The 17449-nt window shown below is 62.4% G+C and carries 21 protein-coding genes; 15 read left to right on the top strand and 6 right to left on the bottom strand.

What is annotated here, in order from left to right; all coding sequences use genetic code 11:
* Window positions 1–62 precede the first annotated feature (62 nt).
* The 5 genes from pheT to rpmI form a co-directional block, all read right to left on the bottom strand.
* Window positions 63–2072, bottom strand: a complete 2010-nt coding sequence (gene pheT, locus ACQY7R_RS25780) for a phenylalanine--tRNA ligase subunit beta (RefSeq protein ID WP_428308414.1) — start codon at window positions 2070–2072, stop codon at window positions 63–65.
* The gene (locus tag ACQY7R_RS25775) at window positions 2069–2545 is read right to left on the bottom strand and encodes a hypothetical protein (protein WP_428308413.1); all 477 of its coding nucleotides are present in this window, start codon (window positions 2543–2545) and stop codon (window positions 2069–2071) included. Before ACQY7R_RS25775 ends, pheT begins: the two co-directional genes overlap by 4 nt.
* 145 nt (window positions 2546–2690) lie before the next feature.
* A complete protein-coding gene (gene pheS / locus ACQY7R_RS25770) occupies window positions 2691–3737 on the bottom strand; it encodes a phenylalanine--tRNA ligase subunit alpha (protein ID WP_428308412.1) in 1047 nt (348 codons plus the stop codon).
* 21 nt (window positions 3738–3758) lie between these two features.
* On the bottom strand, window positions 3759–4115 hold the full coding sequence (rplT, locus tag ACQY7R_RS25765; protein ID WP_428308411.1) for a 50S ribosomal protein L20: 357 nt from the start codon (window positions 4113–4115) through the stop codon (window positions 3759–3761).
* Between the two features lie 155 nt (window positions 4116–4270).
* Window positions 4271–4474 carry a 50S ribosomal protein L35 gene (gene rpmI / locus ACQY7R_RS25760; RefSeq protein WP_152097634.1) on the bottom strand — a complete coding sequence of 68 codons (204 nt, stop codon included), beginning with the start codon at window positions 4472–4474 and terminating at the stop codon, window positions 4271–4273.
* Window positions 4475–4733: 259 nt separating this feature from the next.
* On the opposite strand from rpmI, the gene ACQY7R_RS25755 reads away from it, so the two are divergent.
* The 15 genes from ACQY7R_RS25755 (at window position 4734) to ACQY7R_RS25685 (ending at window position 16659) form a co-directional block, all read left to right on the top strand.
* Window positions 4734–7394: a hypothetical protein gene (locus ACQY7R_RS25755; RefSeq protein WP_428308410.1), complete on the top strand. Its 2661-nt coding sequence runs from the start codon at window positions 4734–4736 to the stop codon at window positions 7392–7394.
* Between the two features lie 99 nt (window positions 7395–7493).
* Window positions 7494–7907 (top strand): ArsR/SmtB family transcription factor, encoded by a 414-nt coding sequence (locus ACQY7R_RS25750; protein ID WP_428308409.1) that lies wholly within the window; start codon window positions 7494–7496, stop codon window positions 7905–7907.
* Window positions 7891–8382, top strand: a complete 492-nt coding sequence (locus tag ACQY7R_RS25745) for an SRPBCC family protein (RefSeq protein ID WP_428308408.1) — start codon at window positions 7891–7893, stop codon at window positions 8380–8382. Before ACQY7R_RS25750 ends, ACQY7R_RS25745 begins: the two co-directional genes overlap by 17 nt.
* Before the next feature lie 265 nt (window positions 8383–8647).
* Window positions 8648–9901: an RNA polymerase sigma factor gene (locus ACQY7R_RS25740; protein ID WP_428308407.1), complete on the top strand. Its 1254-nt coding sequence runs from the start codon at window positions 8648–8650 to the stop codon at window positions 9899–9901.
* Window positions 9902–10179: 278 nt separating this feature from the next.
* On the top strand, window positions 10180–10614 hold the full coding sequence (locus tag ACQY7R_RS25735; protein ID WP_428308406.1) for a VOC family protein: 435 nt from the start codon (window positions 10180–10182) through the stop codon (window positions 10612–10614).
* 135 nt (window positions 10615–10749) lie between these two features.
* Window positions 10750–11172: a YciI family protein gene (locus ACQY7R_RS25730; RefSeq protein WP_428308405.1), complete on the top strand. Its 423-nt coding sequence runs from the start codon at window positions 10750–10752 to the stop codon at window positions 11170–11172.
* 150 nt (window positions 11173–11322) lie between these two features.
* The gene (locus tag ACQY7R_RS25725) at window positions 11323–11766 is read left to right on the top strand and encodes a YciI family protein (protein WP_428308404.1); all 444 of its coding nucleotides are present in this window, start codon (window positions 11323–11325) and stop codon (window positions 11764–11766) included.
* 25 nt (window positions 11767–11791) lie between these two features.
* On the top strand, window positions 11792–12289 hold the full coding sequence (locus tag ACQY7R_RS25720) for an SRPBCC family protein (protein WP_428308403.1): 498 nt from the start codon (window positions 11792–11794) through the stop codon (window positions 12287–12289).
* A gap of 94 nt (window positions 12290–12383) precedes the next feature.
* A complete protein-coding gene (locus ACQY7R_RS25715; RefSeq protein WP_428308402.1) occupies window positions 12384–12737 on the top strand; it encodes a YciI family protein in 354 nt (117 codons plus the stop codon).
* A gap of 56 nt (window positions 12738–12793) precedes the next feature.
* Window positions 12794–13165 (top strand): YciI family protein, encoded by a 372-nt coding sequence (locus tag ACQY7R_RS25710; RefSeq protein ID WP_428308401.1) that lies wholly within the window; start codon window positions 12794–12796, stop codon window positions 13163–13165.
* 136 nt (window positions 13166–13301) lie between these two features.
* Window positions 13302–13847: an SRPBCC family protein gene (locus ACQY7R_RS25705; protein WP_428308400.1), complete on the top strand. Its 546-nt coding sequence runs from the start codon at window positions 13302–13304 to the stop codon at window positions 13845–13847.
* 122 nt (window positions 13848–13969) lie between these two features.
* Complete coding sequence (locus ACQY7R_RS25700; protein WP_428308399.1) at window positions 13970–14458, top strand: SRPBCC family protein; 489 nt, start codon at window positions 13970–13972, stop codon at window positions 14456–14458.
* Window positions 14459–14797: 339 nt separating this feature from the next.
* Complete coding sequence (locus tag ACQY7R_RS25695; RefSeq protein ID WP_428308398.1) at window positions 14798–15427, top strand: DUF1579 domain-containing protein; 630 nt, start codon at window positions 14798–14800, stop codon at window positions 15425–15427.
* 105 nt (window positions 15428–15532) lie between these two features.
* Window positions 15533–16303 (top strand): DUF899 domain-containing protein, encoded by a 771-nt coding sequence (locus tag ACQY7R_RS25690; RefSeq protein ID WP_428308397.1) that lies wholly within the window; start codon window positions 15533–15535, stop codon window positions 16301–16303.
* 32 nt (window positions 16304–16335) lie between these two features.
* The gene (locus ACQY7R_RS25685) at window positions 16336–16659 is read left to right on the top strand and encodes a hypothetical protein (protein ID WP_428308396.1); all 324 of its coding nucleotides are present in this window, start codon (window positions 16336–16338) and stop codon (window positions 16657–16659) included.
* Between the two features lie 167 nt (window positions 16660–16826).
* Here ACQY7R_RS25685 and infC read toward each other — a convergent pair whose 3' ends face one another.
* Window positions 16827–17333, bottom strand: a complete 507-nt coding sequence (infC, locus tag ACQY7R_RS25680) for a translation initiation factor IF-3 (protein ID WP_428308918.1) — start codon at window positions 17331–17333, stop codon at window positions 16827–16829.
* Between the last annotated feature and the right edge of the window lie 116 nt (window positions 17334–17449).

Below are 17449 nucleotides of genomic sequence, written 5' to 3'. Positions count from 1 at the left end.
TTAAGAATTGTCTCTTCGCGTCACCTTACTGCCTGCGCGACTTCGTGGTGAGTATTCGATTGCTACGCCCGCAGCTCGCCGCCGACTTGCTGCGAGAGGATTTCGACGATGCGCTCCCGCACAGCGTCGGCCTCTTCGTTGGTCAGCGTCGCCGTGGCGGAGCGGAGCTGCAGGCTGAAGAGCATACTCTTCTTGCCGGCGCCGAGCCGCTGGGGGTCGCGGTACGTTTCCTGGAATTGTACCGACTCGATCAGATCGCCGCCCGCGGTGCGGACGAGCCGCTCGACTTCCGACCAGCGAATCGATTCGTTGACGACGATGTTCACGTCGCGGCTAACCGGCGGGTACTGCGACAGAGGCACGGCGGTGGGGGCGAGCTCCGCGGCCGCGATGAGCATTTCAACGTCGATCTCAGCGACCGTCGAGCCGCCGCGGAGTTCGAATCGCTCGCGGCCCGCTTTCGAAAGTTCGCCCATGTAACCGAGCGTATGCTCGCCGAGCCGCAGCCGGCATTGGCGGGCGTCGTCGAGCAGCGGGTAGTCGACTTCGCCGACCTGCAGCTCTTGCGACGGCGCGACGCGGGCAATGAGGGCTTCGAGGATGCCCTTCAATTCGAGGAAGCCGCCGCCGCTGGTGATGGCGAGCAGCCGCTTTTGCTGCGGGATTTCGCCGGCGATCGGCAGGTAGACGTTGGCGATTTCGAACAGCTCGATCGTGGGGTTCGAGAGTTTTTCGTTGTGACGGCGAGCGGTGAGCAAGCTCGGCACGAGCGTTTGCCGCAGGCAATCGGCGCGGCGGAGAACGGCGGTCGACGCACGGAGCGGCGCTTCGTCCGACCAGGGCTGGATCGCATCGACGAGCGTTTCGTCGACGGCGCTGAGCGTCATTGCTTCGTCGAAGCCAGCCGCGACGAGCGTGGCGTGCACGCGGTCGAGCACGCGATCAAGTCGCGTGCGGGTCGACGCGGCCATCTTCACGTTGCTGTCTTCGGGAATCTGATCGTAGCCGTAGATGCGGGCGACTTCCTCGATGAGATCGATCTCGCGGGTGAGATCGGCCCGCCAACTCGGCGGCAAAACCTTGATGCAGTGATCGCAAATGTGCGTCTCTTCACAGCCGAGGGCCGTGAGAATCTTCTGCACCGTGGCCGTGGGGACTTCGATGCCGAGGACGCGCGGCAGTTGGGCCCAGCGGAGTTTCACCACTTCGCGTTCTTTCGGCGTGACGGCGGGGCCGACGTCGATCACTCCCTCGGCCAGCGTGCCGCCGGCGGTTTGGAGGATCAGCTCGCAGGCGCGGCGGCTCGCCCAATCGAGGCCGGCGAGGTCGACGCTGCGCTCGAAACGGTACGACGACGGGCTGTGAAGGTGGTGACGCCGCGCGGTGGTGCGCACCGACAGCGGGGCGAACGCCGCCGATTCGATCAGCACGTCGACAGTGGCGTCGGTCACCTCGCTGTCGACGCCACCCATGACGCCGGCGACGGCGACGGGTCGCTTCGCGTCGGCAATGACGCAGGTATCCGCGGCGAGTTCGTATTCCTGGTGGTTGATCGCTTGGAACTTCTCACCCGGCTTCGCGGCGCGGACGATGATCTTGCCGCCGGCGAGCTTCGCGAAGTCGAACGCATGGAGCGGCTGGCCGCACTCGAACATCACGTAGTTCGTGACGTCGACGACGTTGTTGATCACCGCGATGCCGAGCGTGCGGAGGCGGTCGGCGAGCCACGCGGGACTGGGGCCGATCTTCACGCCCCGGATGAGGCGGGCGGTGTAACGGGGACAAAGCTCGGGGGCTTCGATCGTGACGCTGGTGAGCGTGTCGATCTTCGGGCCCTTCGCGGCAATCTCGGCGGCGGGGATCGCGATCGGCAGGTCGTAGAGGACGCCGACTTCGCGAGCGACGCCGATGTGGCCGAGGCAATCGGGGCGATTGCTGGTGACTTCGAGGTCGATCATCGAGTCGTTGAAGCACTCGAAATTGAGGCCCGAGAGCGCAAAGCGGTCGGCCATCTCACTGTGCGAAGCAGTGGAATCGACGTAGTCGCCTAACCAGTCCCAGCTAACGATCATGCTTGCTCCTCAATGCCATGCAGCACGCTGAATGCGGCGTCTTCCGAGGACGCGTTTGCGTATTTCACGAAGAATTCTGTTAACGAATCGAAAATTCGATGGTCATCACTAGGGTCGCCGGAGTGGGCGTTGATCCAAACTTCGGACCTACCTGCGCTGCATGCCAACGAGTACCTGTGGGAATCTATCAGGAAGTCGCCGAACTCGATTCGTTTCCCCGGCGTTGCTCGGGCTTCCGCAATCACTTTCTCCAGCGGCCAGAGGCTGAACAAATTGTCGTCCATATGCCCCTCCGCTATCCCGCCAGTCTCACTATAGAGAGTAACAGCGTCCTCAGGCGCCTCGTCGGTCAACGTTTCCAGCAACTCCTTAACTCGTGAAGAACTTAACGGGGGCATGTGCTCAGTGTTCTCGCTCGTCCACCGTGCAACGACAGCCTGAATGGCCGCACTGAGTTCACTGAGTTCACTCACGGCAACCCCCGAGTGGCGTCAGAACCGCGATACGATCATGGTTAACTCGATTTCTCTCGCAAAGCCGCCAAGTCGCTAAGAAACACGCAAAGAAGAGGCTTTCGCATTCTTTGCGACTTCGCGCCTTTGGGAGAAACTTTCGTGCTTAGAATTGCGAGAGAAAGCGAACGTCGTTTTCGTACAACGCGCGGATGTCGGTGATGCCGTGTTGCCGCATGCAGACGCGTTCGACGCCCAGGCCGAAGGCGAAGCCGGTGACTTCTTCGGGGTCGTAGCCGACGGCCCGCAGGACGTTGGGATCGACCATGCCGGCGCCGCCCATTTCCATCCAGCCTCCCTGCCAATTCATGTCGACTTCGACGCTCGGCTCGGTGAACGGGAAGAACGACGGGCGGAAGCGGATGTGCACCTCGTCTTTGCCGAAGTAGCTTTGGCAGAAGAGGCGGAGGACGCTCTTCAGGTCGGCCATCGTCACGCCGCGATCGACCAGCAGACCTTCGATCTGGTGGAACATCGGGTAGTGCGTAGCGTCGGCCGTGTCGGGGCGATAGACGCGGCCGAGAGAGATGATCCGCACCGGGGGCGGAGTGCTCTCCATCACACGGATTTGGACGGTGCTGGTTTGGCTGCGGAGGAGGAGCGGTTTTTCTTGCGCTGCTCCGGCGGGTCGTTGACCCGCGGCTACTCCGGCTGTCGCCAGGTAGAAGTTATCGAGGGGGTCTCTCGCGGGGTGGATCGCGGGGATGTTGAGGGCTTCGAAGTTGTGCCACTCGTCCTCGATCTCGGGGCCTTCGACGGCGGTGAAGCCGAGGCGGCCCATGATGTCCTTCATGTCGGCGATCGTTTGCGTCACCGGATGCAGGTGGCCCAAGCGGAACGGCCGGCCGGGAAGCGTCGGATCGAACGCCTCGCGGGCCTGCGTCTTTGCGGAGCCGGCAAGACGCTGCTGGGCCGCTTCGAGCGCGGCCTCAACGGCGGTTTTCACCTCGTTAAACTTCTTACCCGCGGCCGGCTTGTCGGCCTTATCGACCTTGCCGAGGCCTTGCTGCGCAGCCTTCAGCTTGCCAGCCTTCGCGCCGGTGTATTCCACGCGGGCTTCTTCAAGCGCAGCGGCGTCCGAAACAGATGCGAACGCTTGTTGCGCGGCATCAGCCAGAGCGTCGAGTTCAGCGACGAAGTCGGCGAGGGCCATCGGATGCGAGGGTTGAGGCCGTTAGGCCGACAGCGCTTCGCGGGCCTTGGCCACGATGGCGTCGAACGCCGCGGGATCGTGGATCGCGATTTCCGACAGCGTCTTGCGGTCGAGGTCGATCTGGGCCTTCTTGAGGCCGGCGATGAACTCGCTGTAGCGGAGACCACGCTCGCGGGCGGCGGCGTTGATGCGAATGATCCACAGCTTGCGGAACTCACGCTTCTTCACGCGGCGATCGCGGAAGGCGTACGCCTCGGCGCGGACGAGCGTTTCCTTGGCACTGCGGAGGAGCGTGCCGCGTCCGCCGGTAAAGCCCTTGGTCTTCTTGAAGAGGCGATTCTTCGCCTTGTTACGGGCTGCGCCCTTGGTGGTTCTCATTGAAGGAACCCCTTATTGCTGAAGTCTCACGCCCAGGCCTCTTCCACGACGGAAGACGTTTAACGCCCGGCGAGGTTGGTAGTGGGTGACTGGTAATCGGTGATCCGTGACTGGTAATTACCGATCACCGATCCCTGTTCACCAATCACTCCGTCTTAGTAGCTGTTTCCGCAGAGAGCCTTGATCACCATCTTCGATTCGACGGTGGCCGAGACTTCGGTGCCACGGAGTTGGCGCTTGCGCTTGCTGCTCATGCGGGCGGCCAGATGGCTGGTGCCTGCCGAACGGTGCTTCGCCTTGCCGGTGGCGGTCAGACGGAAACGCTTCTTGGTACCCTTGTGGGTCTTTTGCTTTGGCATGACTCTATCTCCCCTTTGCGGGGATTGGGCCTCAAAACAGGTGGTAGCCCCGCATGATACCAGATTACGGGGGCGTGAAAAGCCGCCTTTTTCGCCGCCGTAAGGTTCTTGGATGGCGGCTCACCGGCGACAGGGCGTGGTAAAGCGAAAATTCGCCGTAGGCCCTGGCTAATCGCACCGCTTATATTCGGCCCAGCCGCTGCATCGACTCCAGTCGAGCCGCCGGCCAACGCTAGCATCAGTCCAGGGAGGGCGTCGCATGCACAAAGTTCTGTTGATTGGCCTCGGGATTTGCGTAGTTTGGGCAATTTGTGCCACCTCAACTCCTGCCGAGGAGGCGATCGCTCCGGTCGACGCCGCCCAACAGGCACTCGACGCCCCCCTCTCCCGCACAGGAAGCGAACAAGCGAAGCCGGAGGAGCCCGCGGCAGCGAAGCAGGCCCCGCTCGTCGGGGACGCCGGGGATCTCAAACGGCTGCGCGTCGAGGGAGCTCGCAGCTTCAAGACACACCAGATCGTGGCGGCGCTATTAGGCAATTTCGAGTTCCAGCAGGCCGCACGGCCTACCGCCGACCTGGCGGCGCTGCTGGATACTACGGAAAAGCTAGTGCGAGAGGGATACCTCTACCGCGGGTTTCTCGACGCGGCGGTCTTGGTGGCGTACTCCGGCGACGCCGACGGCATGGTGCTGAAAGTCGAAGAAGGCCCCCAGTACCGCACCGGCAAGTTCCGCGTCGAAGGCGCCAAGCTGCTGCCGGTCGAACAACTGATCGCGCGGCTGCAAGTTCCGGCCCAGACCGCGACGTGGACCTACCGGCGCGGCGGGGAAACTCTTCTGACAGTCTCGGGCGAAGACTGCAAATCTCCTTTCTGGCGTGCGGACAAACCAGCGCCGGGCGACTCGCTGTCGCTCACGCACTTCCAGCAGGGAATCGAGTTTGCACTCACTGAGTTGGGGTTTCCGTTCGCGCGCTTCACGGTCGGGTTCGAACGCGTTCCCGGCGAGCAGGCGGCGGACCTAATGGTGACGATCAGCGACGAGGGGCCGGAGGCGGTCGTAAGTTCGCTGACGTTCGAGGGGCTGACGCGGCACAGCGAAGAGGAGATGCGCGACTTTTTAAAGATTGAACAGGGGATGAAATTCAGCGGCGCTGCCTGCGAGGAAGCGTTTACGGCGCTGCGCAACTCTTGCCGCTTCTGGCGGTACGCGGTGACGGTCGATTGCTCGACAGCGCCAACCGACCGCTATGCCATCGATCCCCGCACTGTCGACGTGCGGATCAGCGTTCTCGAGTATGAACTGGCCCCGCGGCTGAACGAACCGCTGGCCGAAACGGATGAAATCCTCGTCAAAGCGGCGCGGTGGTTAGAGTCTTCATGGCGGGCGACGCCGGGCATCGAGCTTGTGATCCGACGCACGAGCGCGGCCGAAGCCGAGGGCGTCGACAAATTTGATTGCTCCATCGTCATCAACAATCAACGGGGCATCGTCGCCCGGGTGCAGGGGCGGGGGCCTTTCCATCCCTGGGACTTAAATGCTGGAGCGATTGCCTCGAATGACCAGTTGTCCCTCTTCGATTGGCGAAGCAGTTCCCGGATCGATTACACCGGTGCGGTTCAGCCGGCCTGCGCCCTGAAAATCTCGGGCATTAGGCTCGAAGGAGAAGATTATAAATCAACGATTAAAGTCTCTCCCAATGTGCAAGGAGGGGGCCGCGGCACAAGTGGGTCGATGTCCTTCACGGGCTTCTCGGCGGTCATTGAGCCCGTAGCGATGCTCGATTTCAGCCGTGGCGTCGGCGCGCACACGACCATTGAAGATGGCATTTTGAAGGCTTGCGACGAACGAGGCGAACTTCAAATCGAGGCGGCGACAGGCCACATCTTGAAGTACCTCGCCTACGACGGAACCTTGTTCGAATTCAAAACGGGCGACGACGAATTCGAGCGACTGCAGGGGGAGATCGAAGAGCAAGGCTCGGCGCTCGTCGATTTGACGAATGGGGATTGGTCGCTGCTTTCGGCGCTGCAATTCTTGCTGGGCGCCGCGGCGGAGCAACCGTCAGTGCAGCGGTTTCCGCTGGGAGAGTTGCTGTGCCGTCGCGGGCAGCGAGTTTTCGATGCGTACAACGGCGATCCGTTGGCGAAATCGCTGGAACTCGCGTTGAGGAACCACATCAGCGGGGAGGCCAACACGGGGGCCGAGTTTGCGATTCCGCAAAACCTCAACAGTATGGCTGCACTGAACGGCATAACGCGATTCTTAGTGCAGAGCGGCCCGACGCTTGCGGAGGAGTTGGCGCCGCGAGAGAGCTGGGCGTGGACCTGGACGCGTGAGTTCTGTTTCGCCGTCGCGCAATCTTGCGAGTGGGCCGAGCGCAAGTCATCGCTCACCAAAGTCCAATGGACGCAGTTCGTCGATGAGTACTGGGAACAGGTAACGGCGAGAGAGACAGGCCCCATCGGCCTCTGGGTGCTCGTCGCCCTGCCAGCTCGCGATTTGGGGCCGGAGGGAGAACGGCGGTTTGCGCAGCAAGCTTACGAGCAATTCGACGCGGCTTCGCTCGACGATGACATCAAGCTGTTCGTCATGGGAGATGGAGCACTCCCGCAATTGACGGCTGCCATCGTGCGGGCGTGCGACGGCTTGGAGGCAAGCGAGCGGAAGCAACTGCGCGATAGCCTCGGCGCGCCGCTTGGCGATTTGGCCGATCTGCTTTTTCAACGGCGTGATGCGCATCCAGACGAGACGCCAGCCGAGGCGGTGACAGCCGTCGTCGAAGCGGCGTGGAACGCCGGCTTGCGGGCGCAGGTGAAGGATCAATTGCGGCAGCTCGCGAAGCTGCCCGAGCCGCCGCCCACGCTTCAGGCGGGGGTGACTTCCGAGGTTTCAGTGGAAACCGCCCCAAGCGTTCCCTGAACTCGCTTTTCCCTCACTGCCGGCGGTCTTGGCGATTTGACAGCCGTGGAGCGCGGGATTAATTTACCAACAGGTTATTTAACCAAAAGGTAAATCGCCATGACGGCCGATAAGCTTTCCGCGACGTTCGCTGCTCTGGCCGACCCCACTCGCCGGGCGATTTTGGGGCGGCTCGCCAAGGGGCAAAGTTCGGTGACCGAGCTAGCATCCCCCTTTAAGATGACGATGCCCGCCATTTCGAAGCACCTAAAGGTGCTTGAAAAGGCGGGGCTCATCGAACGGGGGCGGGACGCCCAGTGGCGGCCCTGCCGGCTGAAGGCGAAGCCGCTGGCCGAAGCGGCAGGCTGGATCGACCAGTACCGCCAGTTTTGGGAGGAGAGCTTCGATCGGCTCGACGCTTACCTCCAGGAGATTCAACGCCAGGAAGCGGACGCGACCCCGGAGCCGGCGGGCGAAACGGCCGCCGCTCCTCCTACCGATGCCCCGGAGCCAATCGATGACCGCCAGCTTTGACCCTGCCGCCAACGAGTCGACGTCCGACCGCGAGATTGTCATTACCCGACTGCTCGACGCCCCGCGGGAGCTGGCGTTCTCGGCGTGGACTGACCCCGAGAAGGTGGTGAAGTGGTGGGGGCCGAACGGGTTTACGACGACGATCGAGCGGATGGACGTCCGGCCGGGCGGCGTCTGGAAGTATGTGATGCACGGCCCCGATGGAACCAACTATCCGAACAAGACGGTTTACGAAGAAATCGTCCCGCCGGAGCGGCTCGTTTACACTCACAGCGGAGGCGATCCCGTGCCAGGCGAGCGGGCGGTGCAGTTTCGGTCGACCGTGACATTTGTACAGCAAGGCGGCCAGACTAAGATAACCATGCAAATGGTGTTCAAGACGCCGGATGATCGCGCATATGTCGTGGAGAAGTATGGGGCGATTGAAGGCGCGGTGCAGCATTTGGCGCGGCTTAGTGAGTTCCTGCAGAGTTAGCTGCTACCAGGAAGTACATAGAAACCTAACCTTGAGGTCCCCTCCCCTTGAGGGGGAGGGTTAGGGAGGGGTGAAAGAAGTGGGTACTAGGGCTCTTCCCCCCTCCCCAGCCCTCCCCTCCAGGGGGAGATTTACAACGCGCGAGGCGACGCGTCGCGGCATGGAGACTTGCCCCCGGTTTGAAGAACCGGGGGCTAAAAATCGATTCACACTCTTTCGCAACTGACAACGGACCACTGACAACTGACTCGCTTACACGTCGATCATGTCCACTGCTTCGTCAGAATCTGCCGTACGTGACGCCGTCGATGCGATTTATCGCACCGAGTCGCGGCGCGTCTTTGCGACGCTCATTCGGCTGCTTGGCGATTTTGATTTGGCTGAGGAGGCGCTGCACGAGGCGTTCGCTTCGGCGGTGAAGCAGTGGCCGACGGAGGGGGTGCCGGCGAATCCGCGGGCGTGGCTCGTTTCGGCGGGGCGGTTCAAGGCGATTGATGCGATTCGGCGGCGGGCTCGGTTCGATGCGTCGTTGGGAGACCTGGTCGATCGCAATGACACGGCCGGCGGGCCGGCGGAACTCGCCGAGGAGGCGGGGGTCGAGGACGATCGGCTGCGGCTGATTTTCACGTGCTGCCACCCTGCCCTGCCGCCCGAGGCGCAAACGGCGCTGACGCTTCGCGAGGTTTGTGGGCTGACGACCGAAGAGATTGCCAGCGCGTTTCTCGTGGCGCCGTCGACGCTGGCGCAGCGGATCGTGCGGGCGAAATCGAAAATCCGCGATGCGAAGATTCCGTACCAGATTCCGTCGCGCGAGGATTTGCCCGATCGGCTTGAATCGGTGTTGCAAGTCGTTTATTTAGTGTTCAACGAAGGGTATGCCGCGTCGTCGGGCGATTCGGTGACGCGGGGCGATCTTTCGGGCGAGGCGATCCGGCTGGGCCGGCTGCTGGTGGAGCTGCTGCCGGAGGCGGAATCGCTCGGCTTGCTTGCGCTGATGGTGCTGCATGAATCGCGGCGGGCGGCCCGTGCTGATGCGAACGGCGAGCTCATTTTGCTCGACGCCCAAGATCGCGGGCTGTGGGATCGGGCGCTGATCGCCGAGGGGCAGTCGCTGGTGGAGCGGGCGCTCGCATCGCAGGAGGTCGGGCCGTACACGCTGCAGGCGGCGATATCGGCGATTCATGCCGATGCCCGCGAAGCGGCGGCGACCGATTGGCCGCAAATCGTGGCAATTTACGACGTGCTGCTGCGGGCTGTGCCGACGCCGGTGGTAGAGCTGAACCGGGCCGTCGCCGTGGCGATGCGGGATGGACCGGGGGCGGGGCTCGATTTGGTCGACGCGATTCTCACGCGGGGCGATTTGGCGGATTACCATTTGGCCCACAGCGTGCGGGCCGATTTCTGCCGGCGGCTGGGGCGGAGCGATGATGCCCGCCGGTCGTACGAGCAGGCGCTGGCGCTAACTCGGCAGGAGCCGGAGCGGCGGTTTTTGGAGGGGCGGCTGCGGGAGTTGGCTTAGGTTTTGCCGGGCAGGAATTGAACCACCACGGCACGACGGGCACGACGGGCACGACGAAATGCTGAGAGCTAAAGGCTTTAAGTCGTCACCATCCAAGCCTTTTCTCGTTGTGGCGTCGTGGTGAAGAAAGATTTTTCTAAGCCGTTGTCGATTCGGCCCATTCCCGAGCGACTACCTCATGTCAGCAGCCAACGGGCGCCACATGCTTCCCGCCACGGCAGGCCTTCCGCCGGCGGGTTATCCTCAGCGAACAACCGACTAATTCTGGAGATACGACCATGACCGCTGCCGTGAAACCAACCGTTTCGAGCATGTTCATCAACCTGCCGGTGCAGGATCTCGATCGCTCGGTCGCCTTTTACAAGAGCCTGGGCTTTGCGATCAACGAGCAGTTTAGCAACGACAAAGGAGCCTGCGTCGTGCTGGGCGAACACAGCTACGCGATGCTGCTCTCGATCCCGTTCTTCGAAACGTTTACGACGAAGAAGACGGCCGACACGAAGCAGACGGTCGGCGCGCTGATTGCAGTGTCGGTTGACAGCCGCGAAGTGGTCGACGCGTTGGTGCACGCCGCCGGGGCCGCCGGGGGGACGCCGCAGGAATCGTCGACCGACCACGGGTTCATGTACGAGTGGGGGTTTGAGGATCTCGACGGTCACATGTGGGGGCCGTTTTGGATGGATCCGAATTTTGTGCAGCCGCAAGAAGGTTAGTGCGGCACTCTAATCCCGGGCTCCGCCCGGGGGGTCGTGCGACGTTAGGCAACGCGTCGCGGCATGGAAACTCACCCCCGGGCAGAGCCCGGGGCTAGGAATTCAACTCATCAACATATAGCGGAGTCTCAAGTCATGAAATTCATCGTCTTCGTAAAGGCGTCAGCCGAAACCGAGGCTGGCGTGATGCCGACCGAAGCGCAGCTCACCGAGATGGGCGCTTACAACGAACAGCTCGTGAACGCGGGCATCATGCGGGCGGGCGAGGGGCTGCACCCGAGCTCGCGGGGCGCTCGTATCGTCTTCTCGGGCAAGAACCGGACGGTCGTCGATGGGCCGTTCGCCGAGACGAAGGAACTGGTCGCCGGTTTCTGGATTTGGGAATGCAAGTCGTTGCAGGAAGCGATCGATTGGGCGCAGAAGTGCCCGAACCCGACGGGGCATGAATCGCAATTGGAGATTCGGCAGGTCTTCACGATGGAAGATTTTGGCGATGCGGTGACGCCGGAGCTGCGGGCGCAGGAAGAACGGTTGACGGCGGAGATTGCGAAGAAGTAGCGGATGCATTTTTAGCCCCGGGCTCCGCCCGGGGGTCGCGTTACCTTACGCATGACGCCGCTTACTTCAGACTCACCCCCGGGCGGAGCCCGGGGCTAGGGACAACACGGCACGTCGACGCGGCTTGCGAGAAGAAACGATCTAACGGCGATGAGATACGTTTGCCTCGGATACGTGGATGCTCCGGCGTGGGAGTCGCTGCCGCTTACGGAGCGGGAGTCGTTTCGCGATGAGTGCCGGGCATATGCGGAACTGCTCGCCGAGGCGGGGCATGTCGTTGCATGCGAGGCGCTCGACTGCGAGGAGAACGCCGCGACGCTGCGGATTCGGCATGGCGGGACGGCGGTCGAGCCGGGCTGCCTGATCGTCGGCGGCCGGACGACGCTGCGGGGGATGTTGGTGATCGAGGCAAGTGATATGAATCATGCGATTCAGCTCATGGCTCGCCACCCCGTCGTGCAGCGGGGCGGGAGCGTCGAGGTTCGGCCGGCGGCAACGTCGCGAACAGCCGGGCGAGTCGACGGCGGCGAAAAGATTCTGAGAAAGTTTGCAGGGCCAGTCGAAACGGGGCGTTCCCGCTCGACTAACTCATGAAGACCGAGAAGCAGGGCAGCAAGCGATGACCGCACACTCAGCCAACGCAACCGATGGAACCGCCGGACGGGCGACGATCGACATCGTCAACGTGCGGTTGTTCGATGCGACGCCGACGCAATTGTTCGAGGCGTTCAGCGATCCCGAACAACTCGCCAAGTGGTGGGGGCCGGCGGGGTTTACGAACACGATCGAGGAGTTCGACTTTCGACCCGGCGGGGCGTGGCGGATCACGATGCACGCCCCGAATGGCGCCGACTTTGCGAATGAGTCGCAGATCGTCGAGTTCGTGAAGCCGACGCGGATTGTCTTCGATCACCTGGGGCCGATGCACTGGTACCGGATGACGATGACGTACCAGGCGGTGGGCGAGCAAACGGAACTGACGTGGCTGATGAAGCTTGAAGCGTCGCCGGAGAGCGAGAAGCTGCGCGAGTTCATCGAGCAAGCGAATGAGCAGAATTTTGATCGACTGGCGGCGCATGTGGCAGGCGTAACAGCCCCGGGCTTTGCCCGGGGGTAGGTTCGCAGTACGCGGGGCTGTGCGTCAGGGCGACGTCATCCCTGGGCAGAGCCCGGGGCTAGGGATACACGCGAACGGTACTGGAGATGCTTCCATGAAATACATGCTTTTGATTTACGGCGCCGAAGAGGCTTGGACGGAAACGGAGCGGAAGGAATGTTTTGGCGAATCGGCCGCGTTGTGCCGAGCGCTCGCGGAGGATGGCAAGTTCCTTGCTGCGTCGCCGCTTCATTCGGTGACCACGGCGACGAGCGTGCGGGTGCGCGATGGGAAGCGGCTCGTTACGGACGGGCCGTTTGCCGAGACGCGTGAGCAGCTCGGCGGTTACTTCCTCGTTGACGCGGCGAATCTCGACGAAGCGATTGCAATCGCGGGGCGAATTCCGGGGGCTCGAAAGGGGACCGTTGAAGTGCGGCCGATCGTCGAGATCGACGGGCTGCCGAAGTAAGCGTTCATGAATCGCGGCCACAACTCGACGGCCGCCCTGAGATAGGAGTCAACACGATGCGTTTTATGCTCGTTAGTTTCGACGACGAACAGTATTGGGAAGGGGCCGGCGCTGAGAAGCATTTGGCGGCGATGAAGGAAGCGACGGCGTTGTGCCACGACCTCGACCGGCAGGGGAAATACCTATTCGCGACGCCGCTGCAGCCGGCGCGATCGGCGACGCTCGTGCGGGTACGCGACGGGAAGACGACCGTCACCGCCGGGCCGTACGCCGAAAGCCGCGAGGTGCTGGGCGGGTTTTACATCATCGAGGCAGAGTCGGTGGAAGAGGCGGCGGAGATTGCGGCTCGGCATCCTGGGGCGCGGCATGGGACGGTGGAGATTCGCGAGCTGCGGCCGCTAGAAGGGGTGCCTGCGGCGAAGTTGTAGCAATAGGGGGTCGGGGACCTTTTGCCACTGGCAGCTTTCCATTGCGTTGACGACCGCTAGTGGCAAAAGGGCCCCCGACCCCTTCCACGTGACCTACTCACATAAACACTCACTCACCCAACACACTCCCACTCCCATGCTCACCAAAATCCTCATCGGCGTCGCCGTCGTCTTGGTTCTGCTCTTCATCGCCATCGTCACGCGACCGTCGCGGTTCCGCTATGTGCGATCGGCACGCATGAAAGCGCCGCCGGCGGTGTTGTTCGATCTGGTGAACAACCTGCGGAAGTGGCACGGGTGGTCGCCATGGGAAAAGCTCGATCCGAACTTGGAGCGAATTTACGACGGCCCTGAGGCGGGCGTCGGCGCGACGTACGCCTGGAAAGGGAACGGCAACGTCGGCGAGGGGCGGATGACGATCGTCGGCAGCCAGCCGCACGAGCGAGTTGATCTCAAGCTCGAATTCTTCAAGCCGTTCGTCGCGACCAACAGCGCCGACTTTGTCTTCAAGAAGATCGGCGACGAGACGGAAGTCACTTGGTCGATGGAGGGGAACTACAACTTCATGACGAAGGCGATCGGGCTGGTGATGAACATGGAAAAGCTGTGCGGCGGGCAGTTTGAGGAAGGGCTCGCGAACATGAAGCAGCTGGCGGAGTCGCAAGCGAAGGTTGGCGTTTAGTTGTGTTGCACGCATCAACGGGGTCGGGAGCCTTTTGCCACTAGAGGCTCTCCATTGAGCTGACGCTCGCTAGTGGCAAAAGGCTCCCGCCCCCCTACCGGCCACCATCCGAAGGCAGTCCCATGCCCGTCAAATCTCACCCCAGCTTCAAGCTGACGACGCCCAGCGATTTGGAGATCGTCATCACGCGGGCGTTCGACGCGCCGCGGGAATTGGTCTTCGATTGCTGGACGCTGCCGGAGCATGTGCGCCAATGGTGGGGTTGCCGCACCGCGCAGATGGATGTCTGCGAGGTCGATCTGCGGCCGGGGGGAGCTTACCGCTACACGTTGCGGATGCCCGACGGTTCGGAGTGCGGCTTCCGCGGCGTTTACAAAGAGATCATGCGGCCTGAACGGCTGATTCACTCGTTCATTTACGATCCCTTCCCGCAGGCGCCGGCGGAGATCACCGTCACGTTTGCGGAGCGCGACGGGATCACGACGGTGACGGAGCGGACGCTCCATTTATCGAAGGAATCACGCGACGGACATTTGAACTCTGGCATGGACGTCGGGGCCGCCGAGTCGCTGGATCGTTTGGCGGAGCATCTCGATACGTTGACTTGTTGAGTTGATTGTGTGCTGTTCCCCCTCACATGAAGAGAGGGGCTCGCTGGGGAGGCTCCCCACTGCACTGCTCAAAAAAAACGCTGCCTGAGGGCGTTTGCGCTAGCGATCCGCCTGTATCCAAACTTCTGCGTGAAGTTGAGCGAGGAGGAAGTCCCTGCAGCTCTCCTAACTATTTCCAGCCCCTGGCTCCGCCAAGGGGTTGCAGGACGTAAGACGACGCCATTCGGAATGGAAGCCTACCCCCGAGCAGAGCCCGGGGCTGCAAATCAATTCACCAACTGCCGGCGAGCAAGCCATGCGTTGTGTAGCCAACTTGCCGGCCTACTCCTGGAGGTTCCGATGAAACTCAAGTCTCTTACTCTCGCCAGTTTTGGCCTCCTCGCCGTGACCGCCGTCGCGTACGCCGCCGATGCCAAGAAGCCCGACGCTGCCGCGATTCCGCTGCCCCCCGGTTGGACGGCCGAGGAAATGCAACGCTGCATCGCAGCGGCGACGCCTGGCAAACCGCACGAACGACTGAAGCAGGACGTCGGCACATGGACCGGCAAGGGGACGTTTTGGATGGCCCCCGGCCTGCCGCCGGTGACGAGCGAACTCACCTCGGTCTACACGCCGGTTCTCGACGGCCGGTACGTGAAGTGCGAAATGAGCGGCGACATGCCAGGCATGGGGCCGTTCGTCGGCGAGGCGCTGTTCGGGTTCGACAACGTCTCGCAGAAGTACGTCGCGTCGATGATCGACAACCACTCGACTGGCATCATGCAGGGCGAAGGGGAGCTGACCCAGGACGGCAAGACGATCAATTGGGAGTATGTCGTCAACTGCCCGCGCGAGCAGAAGCCGGTGAACATTCGCCAAGTCGAGACGAACACGAGCGCGACGGAAAAGACGCTGGAGATGTTTGGCACCGACCCGAAGTCGGGCAAGGAGTTCAAGATGATGAGCATTGAGTTCACGAAGAAGTCGTGAGCTTGCTCGAACGTCGCATCGCCCGACTTAGCCCGGAGCAAGCTTGCTCCGGGCTAGGGAGGCTGATTACTACTGCTCGACCCTTTGTTATTGAGAGACATTGCGATGCCTGCCCATGCCGTTGTTTCGTCTGCCGAGTGGCTAGCCGCTCGCAAAGCGCTGCTTGCCGAGGAAAAGGCGTTTACTCGTCAGCGCGACGAGCTCAATCGCCGTCGGCTGGAGTTGCCTTGGGAGCGGGTCGAAAAGACCTACTTGTTCAACGGCCCGACGGGGCAAGAGTCGCTCGGCGATTTGTTCGCGGGGCGGCGGCAGCTGCTGATCTACCACTTCATGCTCGGCCCCGGCTGGGCGGAGGGGTGCCCCAGCTGTTCGTACATTTCAGACCATTTCGCAGGGATGATGCCGCATCTGAACGCCCGCGACATCACGCTCGGCGCCGTCTCGCGCGCGCCTTGGCCGGAGATCGAGGCGTTCCAGCGGCGGATGGGTTGGAAGTTCCACTGGGTTTCCTCGGCGGGTAGCGACTTTAACTTTGACTTCCACGTCTCCTTCAAGCCGGAGGAGATCGAGCAGGGCGATCTCACTTACAACTACGCGGAGATGGGGGGCACGCCGACGGAAGAGTTGCCGGGGATCAGCGCGTTTTTCCGCGATCCGGACGGGTCGATCTACCACGCCTATTCGAGCTACGCCCGCGGCCTCGACATGCTCGTGGGGGCGTACAACTACCTCGACATCGCCCCGCTCGGGCGGAACGAGGACGGGCTGGCCCACTCGATGTCGTGGGTGCGGCACCACGACCGGTACGAGAACAACTACCTGGTCGACCCGCTGGCGGCTTACGCGCCGCCGAAGGGGTCTTGCTGCTGCAAGTGAGCTTGTCCGTTTCCGCGCAGGAGGAGGCAGCGATGCACTCTTTGCCCACTGAAACGCGTGCATATTGCTGCCGAAGCGGCGGCGATGAAGAGCAACAAAGCTCTCCCCTGCCCCGCGTGGCCGGAGCGAACCGGTGGCTCGGACGCGGCGTTGAGCTGGCCGGTTGGCTCGTCCCGGGAACACTGCTGGCGTTCTTTCCCAAGTGCCCGTTGTGCGTGGCGGGGTATGTGGCGCTGGCGACGGGGCTGGGGCTTTCGCTGGCGGCAGCGACGTACCTACGCTGGGGACTGCTGGTGCTGTGCGTCGGTTCGCTCGCGCTGATGGCGTGGCGATTCGTGGGGCGACGCGTGGCGTAATGGTGCGCCAATGAGGTCGGGAGCCTTTTGCCACTGGCGGTTCTCAATACTGTGGCGAGCTTCCAGTGGCAAAAGGCTCCCGACCCCTTCCGCTTTGCGCATGAAAAAGCCCGGAGCAAGCTTGCTCCGGGCTATTCGTTAGATCGAACTCCGCAATTCACGGCCGCCTACTTCGGCGCGTAGATCACCACGATGCGGCGGCCCATCATCGACGGGTTCTGCTCCACCTTCGCGATGTCGGCCAGATTCTCCGTCAGCTTGGCGACCAGCTTAAAGCCTTCGTCGACGTGGGCGTTTTCACGGCCGCGGAAAATCACCGAGCAGACGACCTTGTCGCGTTCGCCGAGCCACTTCCGCGCGTGACCAGCCTTCGTCAGGAAGTCGTGGTCGCCGATTTTCGGCCGCAGGCGGATTTCTTTGTTCTTGCTGTGGTGGACGTGGCCTTTGTGTTGTTTCTTCTTTTGCTGGTACTTGAATTTGCCGAAGTCCATGATGCGGCAAACGGGCGGCTTCTCGAGCGGAGCCACCTCGACCAGATCGAGTCCGGACGAACGCGCCTTTTCCAACGCCTCGTCCCGCGTGATCACTCCCAACTGAGCGCCGTCGGCGTCGATGACCCGAATCGGCGAAATGCGGATCATCTCGTTGATCCGTTGCTGCTGCTTGCGTTCGATGGCTAACTACTCCAATGGGTTAGAAAGGCTCACGGCTTTCAGCTGCCGGCTCGTGGCCAGAAGAGCTGTGTAGCCGTGCAGATGACTGGCTGACGGCCGTTAGCAGACAGCCGACG

The sequence above is a fragment of the Lacipirellula sp. genome, assembly GCF_965279485.1.
In the GTDB taxonomy this organism is placed as follows: Bacteria; Planctomycetota; Planctomycetia; order Pirellulales; family Lacipirellulaceae; genus Lacipirellula.
Note: the sequence above shows the minus strand (reverse complement) of the source record. Positions and strands in the feature narration are given on the sequence as shown.

Coding starts and splice junctions, on each gene's coding strand:
- pheT (WP_428308414.1), bottom strand. CDS start 2,072: ATGATCGTTAGCTGGGACTGGTTAGGCGACTACGTCGATTCCACTGCT.
- pheS (WP_428308412.1), bottom strand. CDS start 3,737: ATGGCCCTCGCCGACTTCGTCGCTGAACTCGACGCTCTGGCTGATGCC.
- rplT (WP_428308411.1), bottom strand. CDS start 4,115: ATGAGAACCACCAAGGGCGCAGCCCGTAACAAGGCGAAGAATCGCCTC.
- rpmI (WP_152097634.1), bottom strand. CDS start 4,474: ATGCCAAAGCAAAAGACCCACAAGGGTACCAAGAAGCGTTTCCGTCTG.
- ACQY7R_RS25755 (WP_428308410.1), top strand. CDS start 4,734: ATGCACAAAGTTCTGTTGATTGGCCTCGGGATTTGCGTAGTTTGGGCA.
- ACQY7R_RS25750 (WP_428308409.1), top strand. CDS start 7,494: ATGACGGCCGATAAGCTTTCCGCGACGTTCGCTGCTCTGGCCGACCCC.
- ACQY7R_RS25745 (WP_428308408.1), top strand. CDS start 7,891: ATGACCGCCAGCTTTGACCCTGCCGCCAACGAGTCGACGTCCGACCGC.
- ACQY7R_RS25740 (WP_428308407.1), top strand. CDS start 8,648: ATGTCCACTGCTTCGTCAGAATCTGCCGTACGTGACGCCGTCGATGCG.
- ACQY7R_RS25735 (WP_428308406.1), top strand. CDS start 10,180: ATGACCGCTGCCGTGAAACCAACCGTTTCGAGCATGTTCATCAACCTG.
- ACQY7R_RS25730 (WP_428308405.1), top strand. CDS start 10,750: ATGAAATTCATCGTCTTCGTAAAGGCGTCAGCCGAAACCGAGGCTGGC.
- ACQY7R_RS25725 (WP_428308404.1), top strand. CDS start 11,323: ATGAGATACGTTTGCCTCGGATACGTGGATGCTCCGGCGTGGGAGTCG.
- ACQY7R_RS25720 (WP_428308403.1), top strand. CDS start 11,792: ATGACCGCACACTCAGCCAACGCAACCGATGGAACCGCCGGACGGGCG.
- ACQY7R_RS25715 (WP_428308402.1), top strand. CDS start 12,384: ATGAAATACATGCTTTTGATTTACGGCGCCGAAGAGGCTTGGACGGAA.
- ACQY7R_RS25710 (WP_428308401.1), top strand. CDS start 12,794: ATGCGTTTTATGCTCGTTAGTTTCGACGACGAACAGTATTGGGAAGGG.
- ACQY7R_RS25705 (WP_428308400.1), top strand. CDS start 13,302: ATGCTCACCAAAATCCTCATCGGCGTCGCCGTCGTCTTGGTTCTGCTC.
- ACQY7R_RS25700 (WP_428308399.1), top strand. CDS start 13,970: ATGCCCGTCAAATCTCACCCCAGCTTCAAGCTGACGACGCCCAGCGAT.
- ACQY7R_RS25695 (WP_428308398.1), top strand. CDS start 14,798: ATGAAACTCAAGTCTCTTACTCTCGCCAGTTTTGGCCTCCTCGCCGTG.
- ACQY7R_RS25690 (WP_428308397.1), top strand. CDS start 15,533: ATGCCTGCCCATGCCGTTGTTTCGTCTGCCGAGTGGCTAGCCGCTCGC.
- ACQY7R_RS25685 (WP_428308396.1), top strand. CDS start 16,336: ATGCACTCTTTGCCCACTGAAACGCGTGCATATTGCTGCCGAAGCGGC.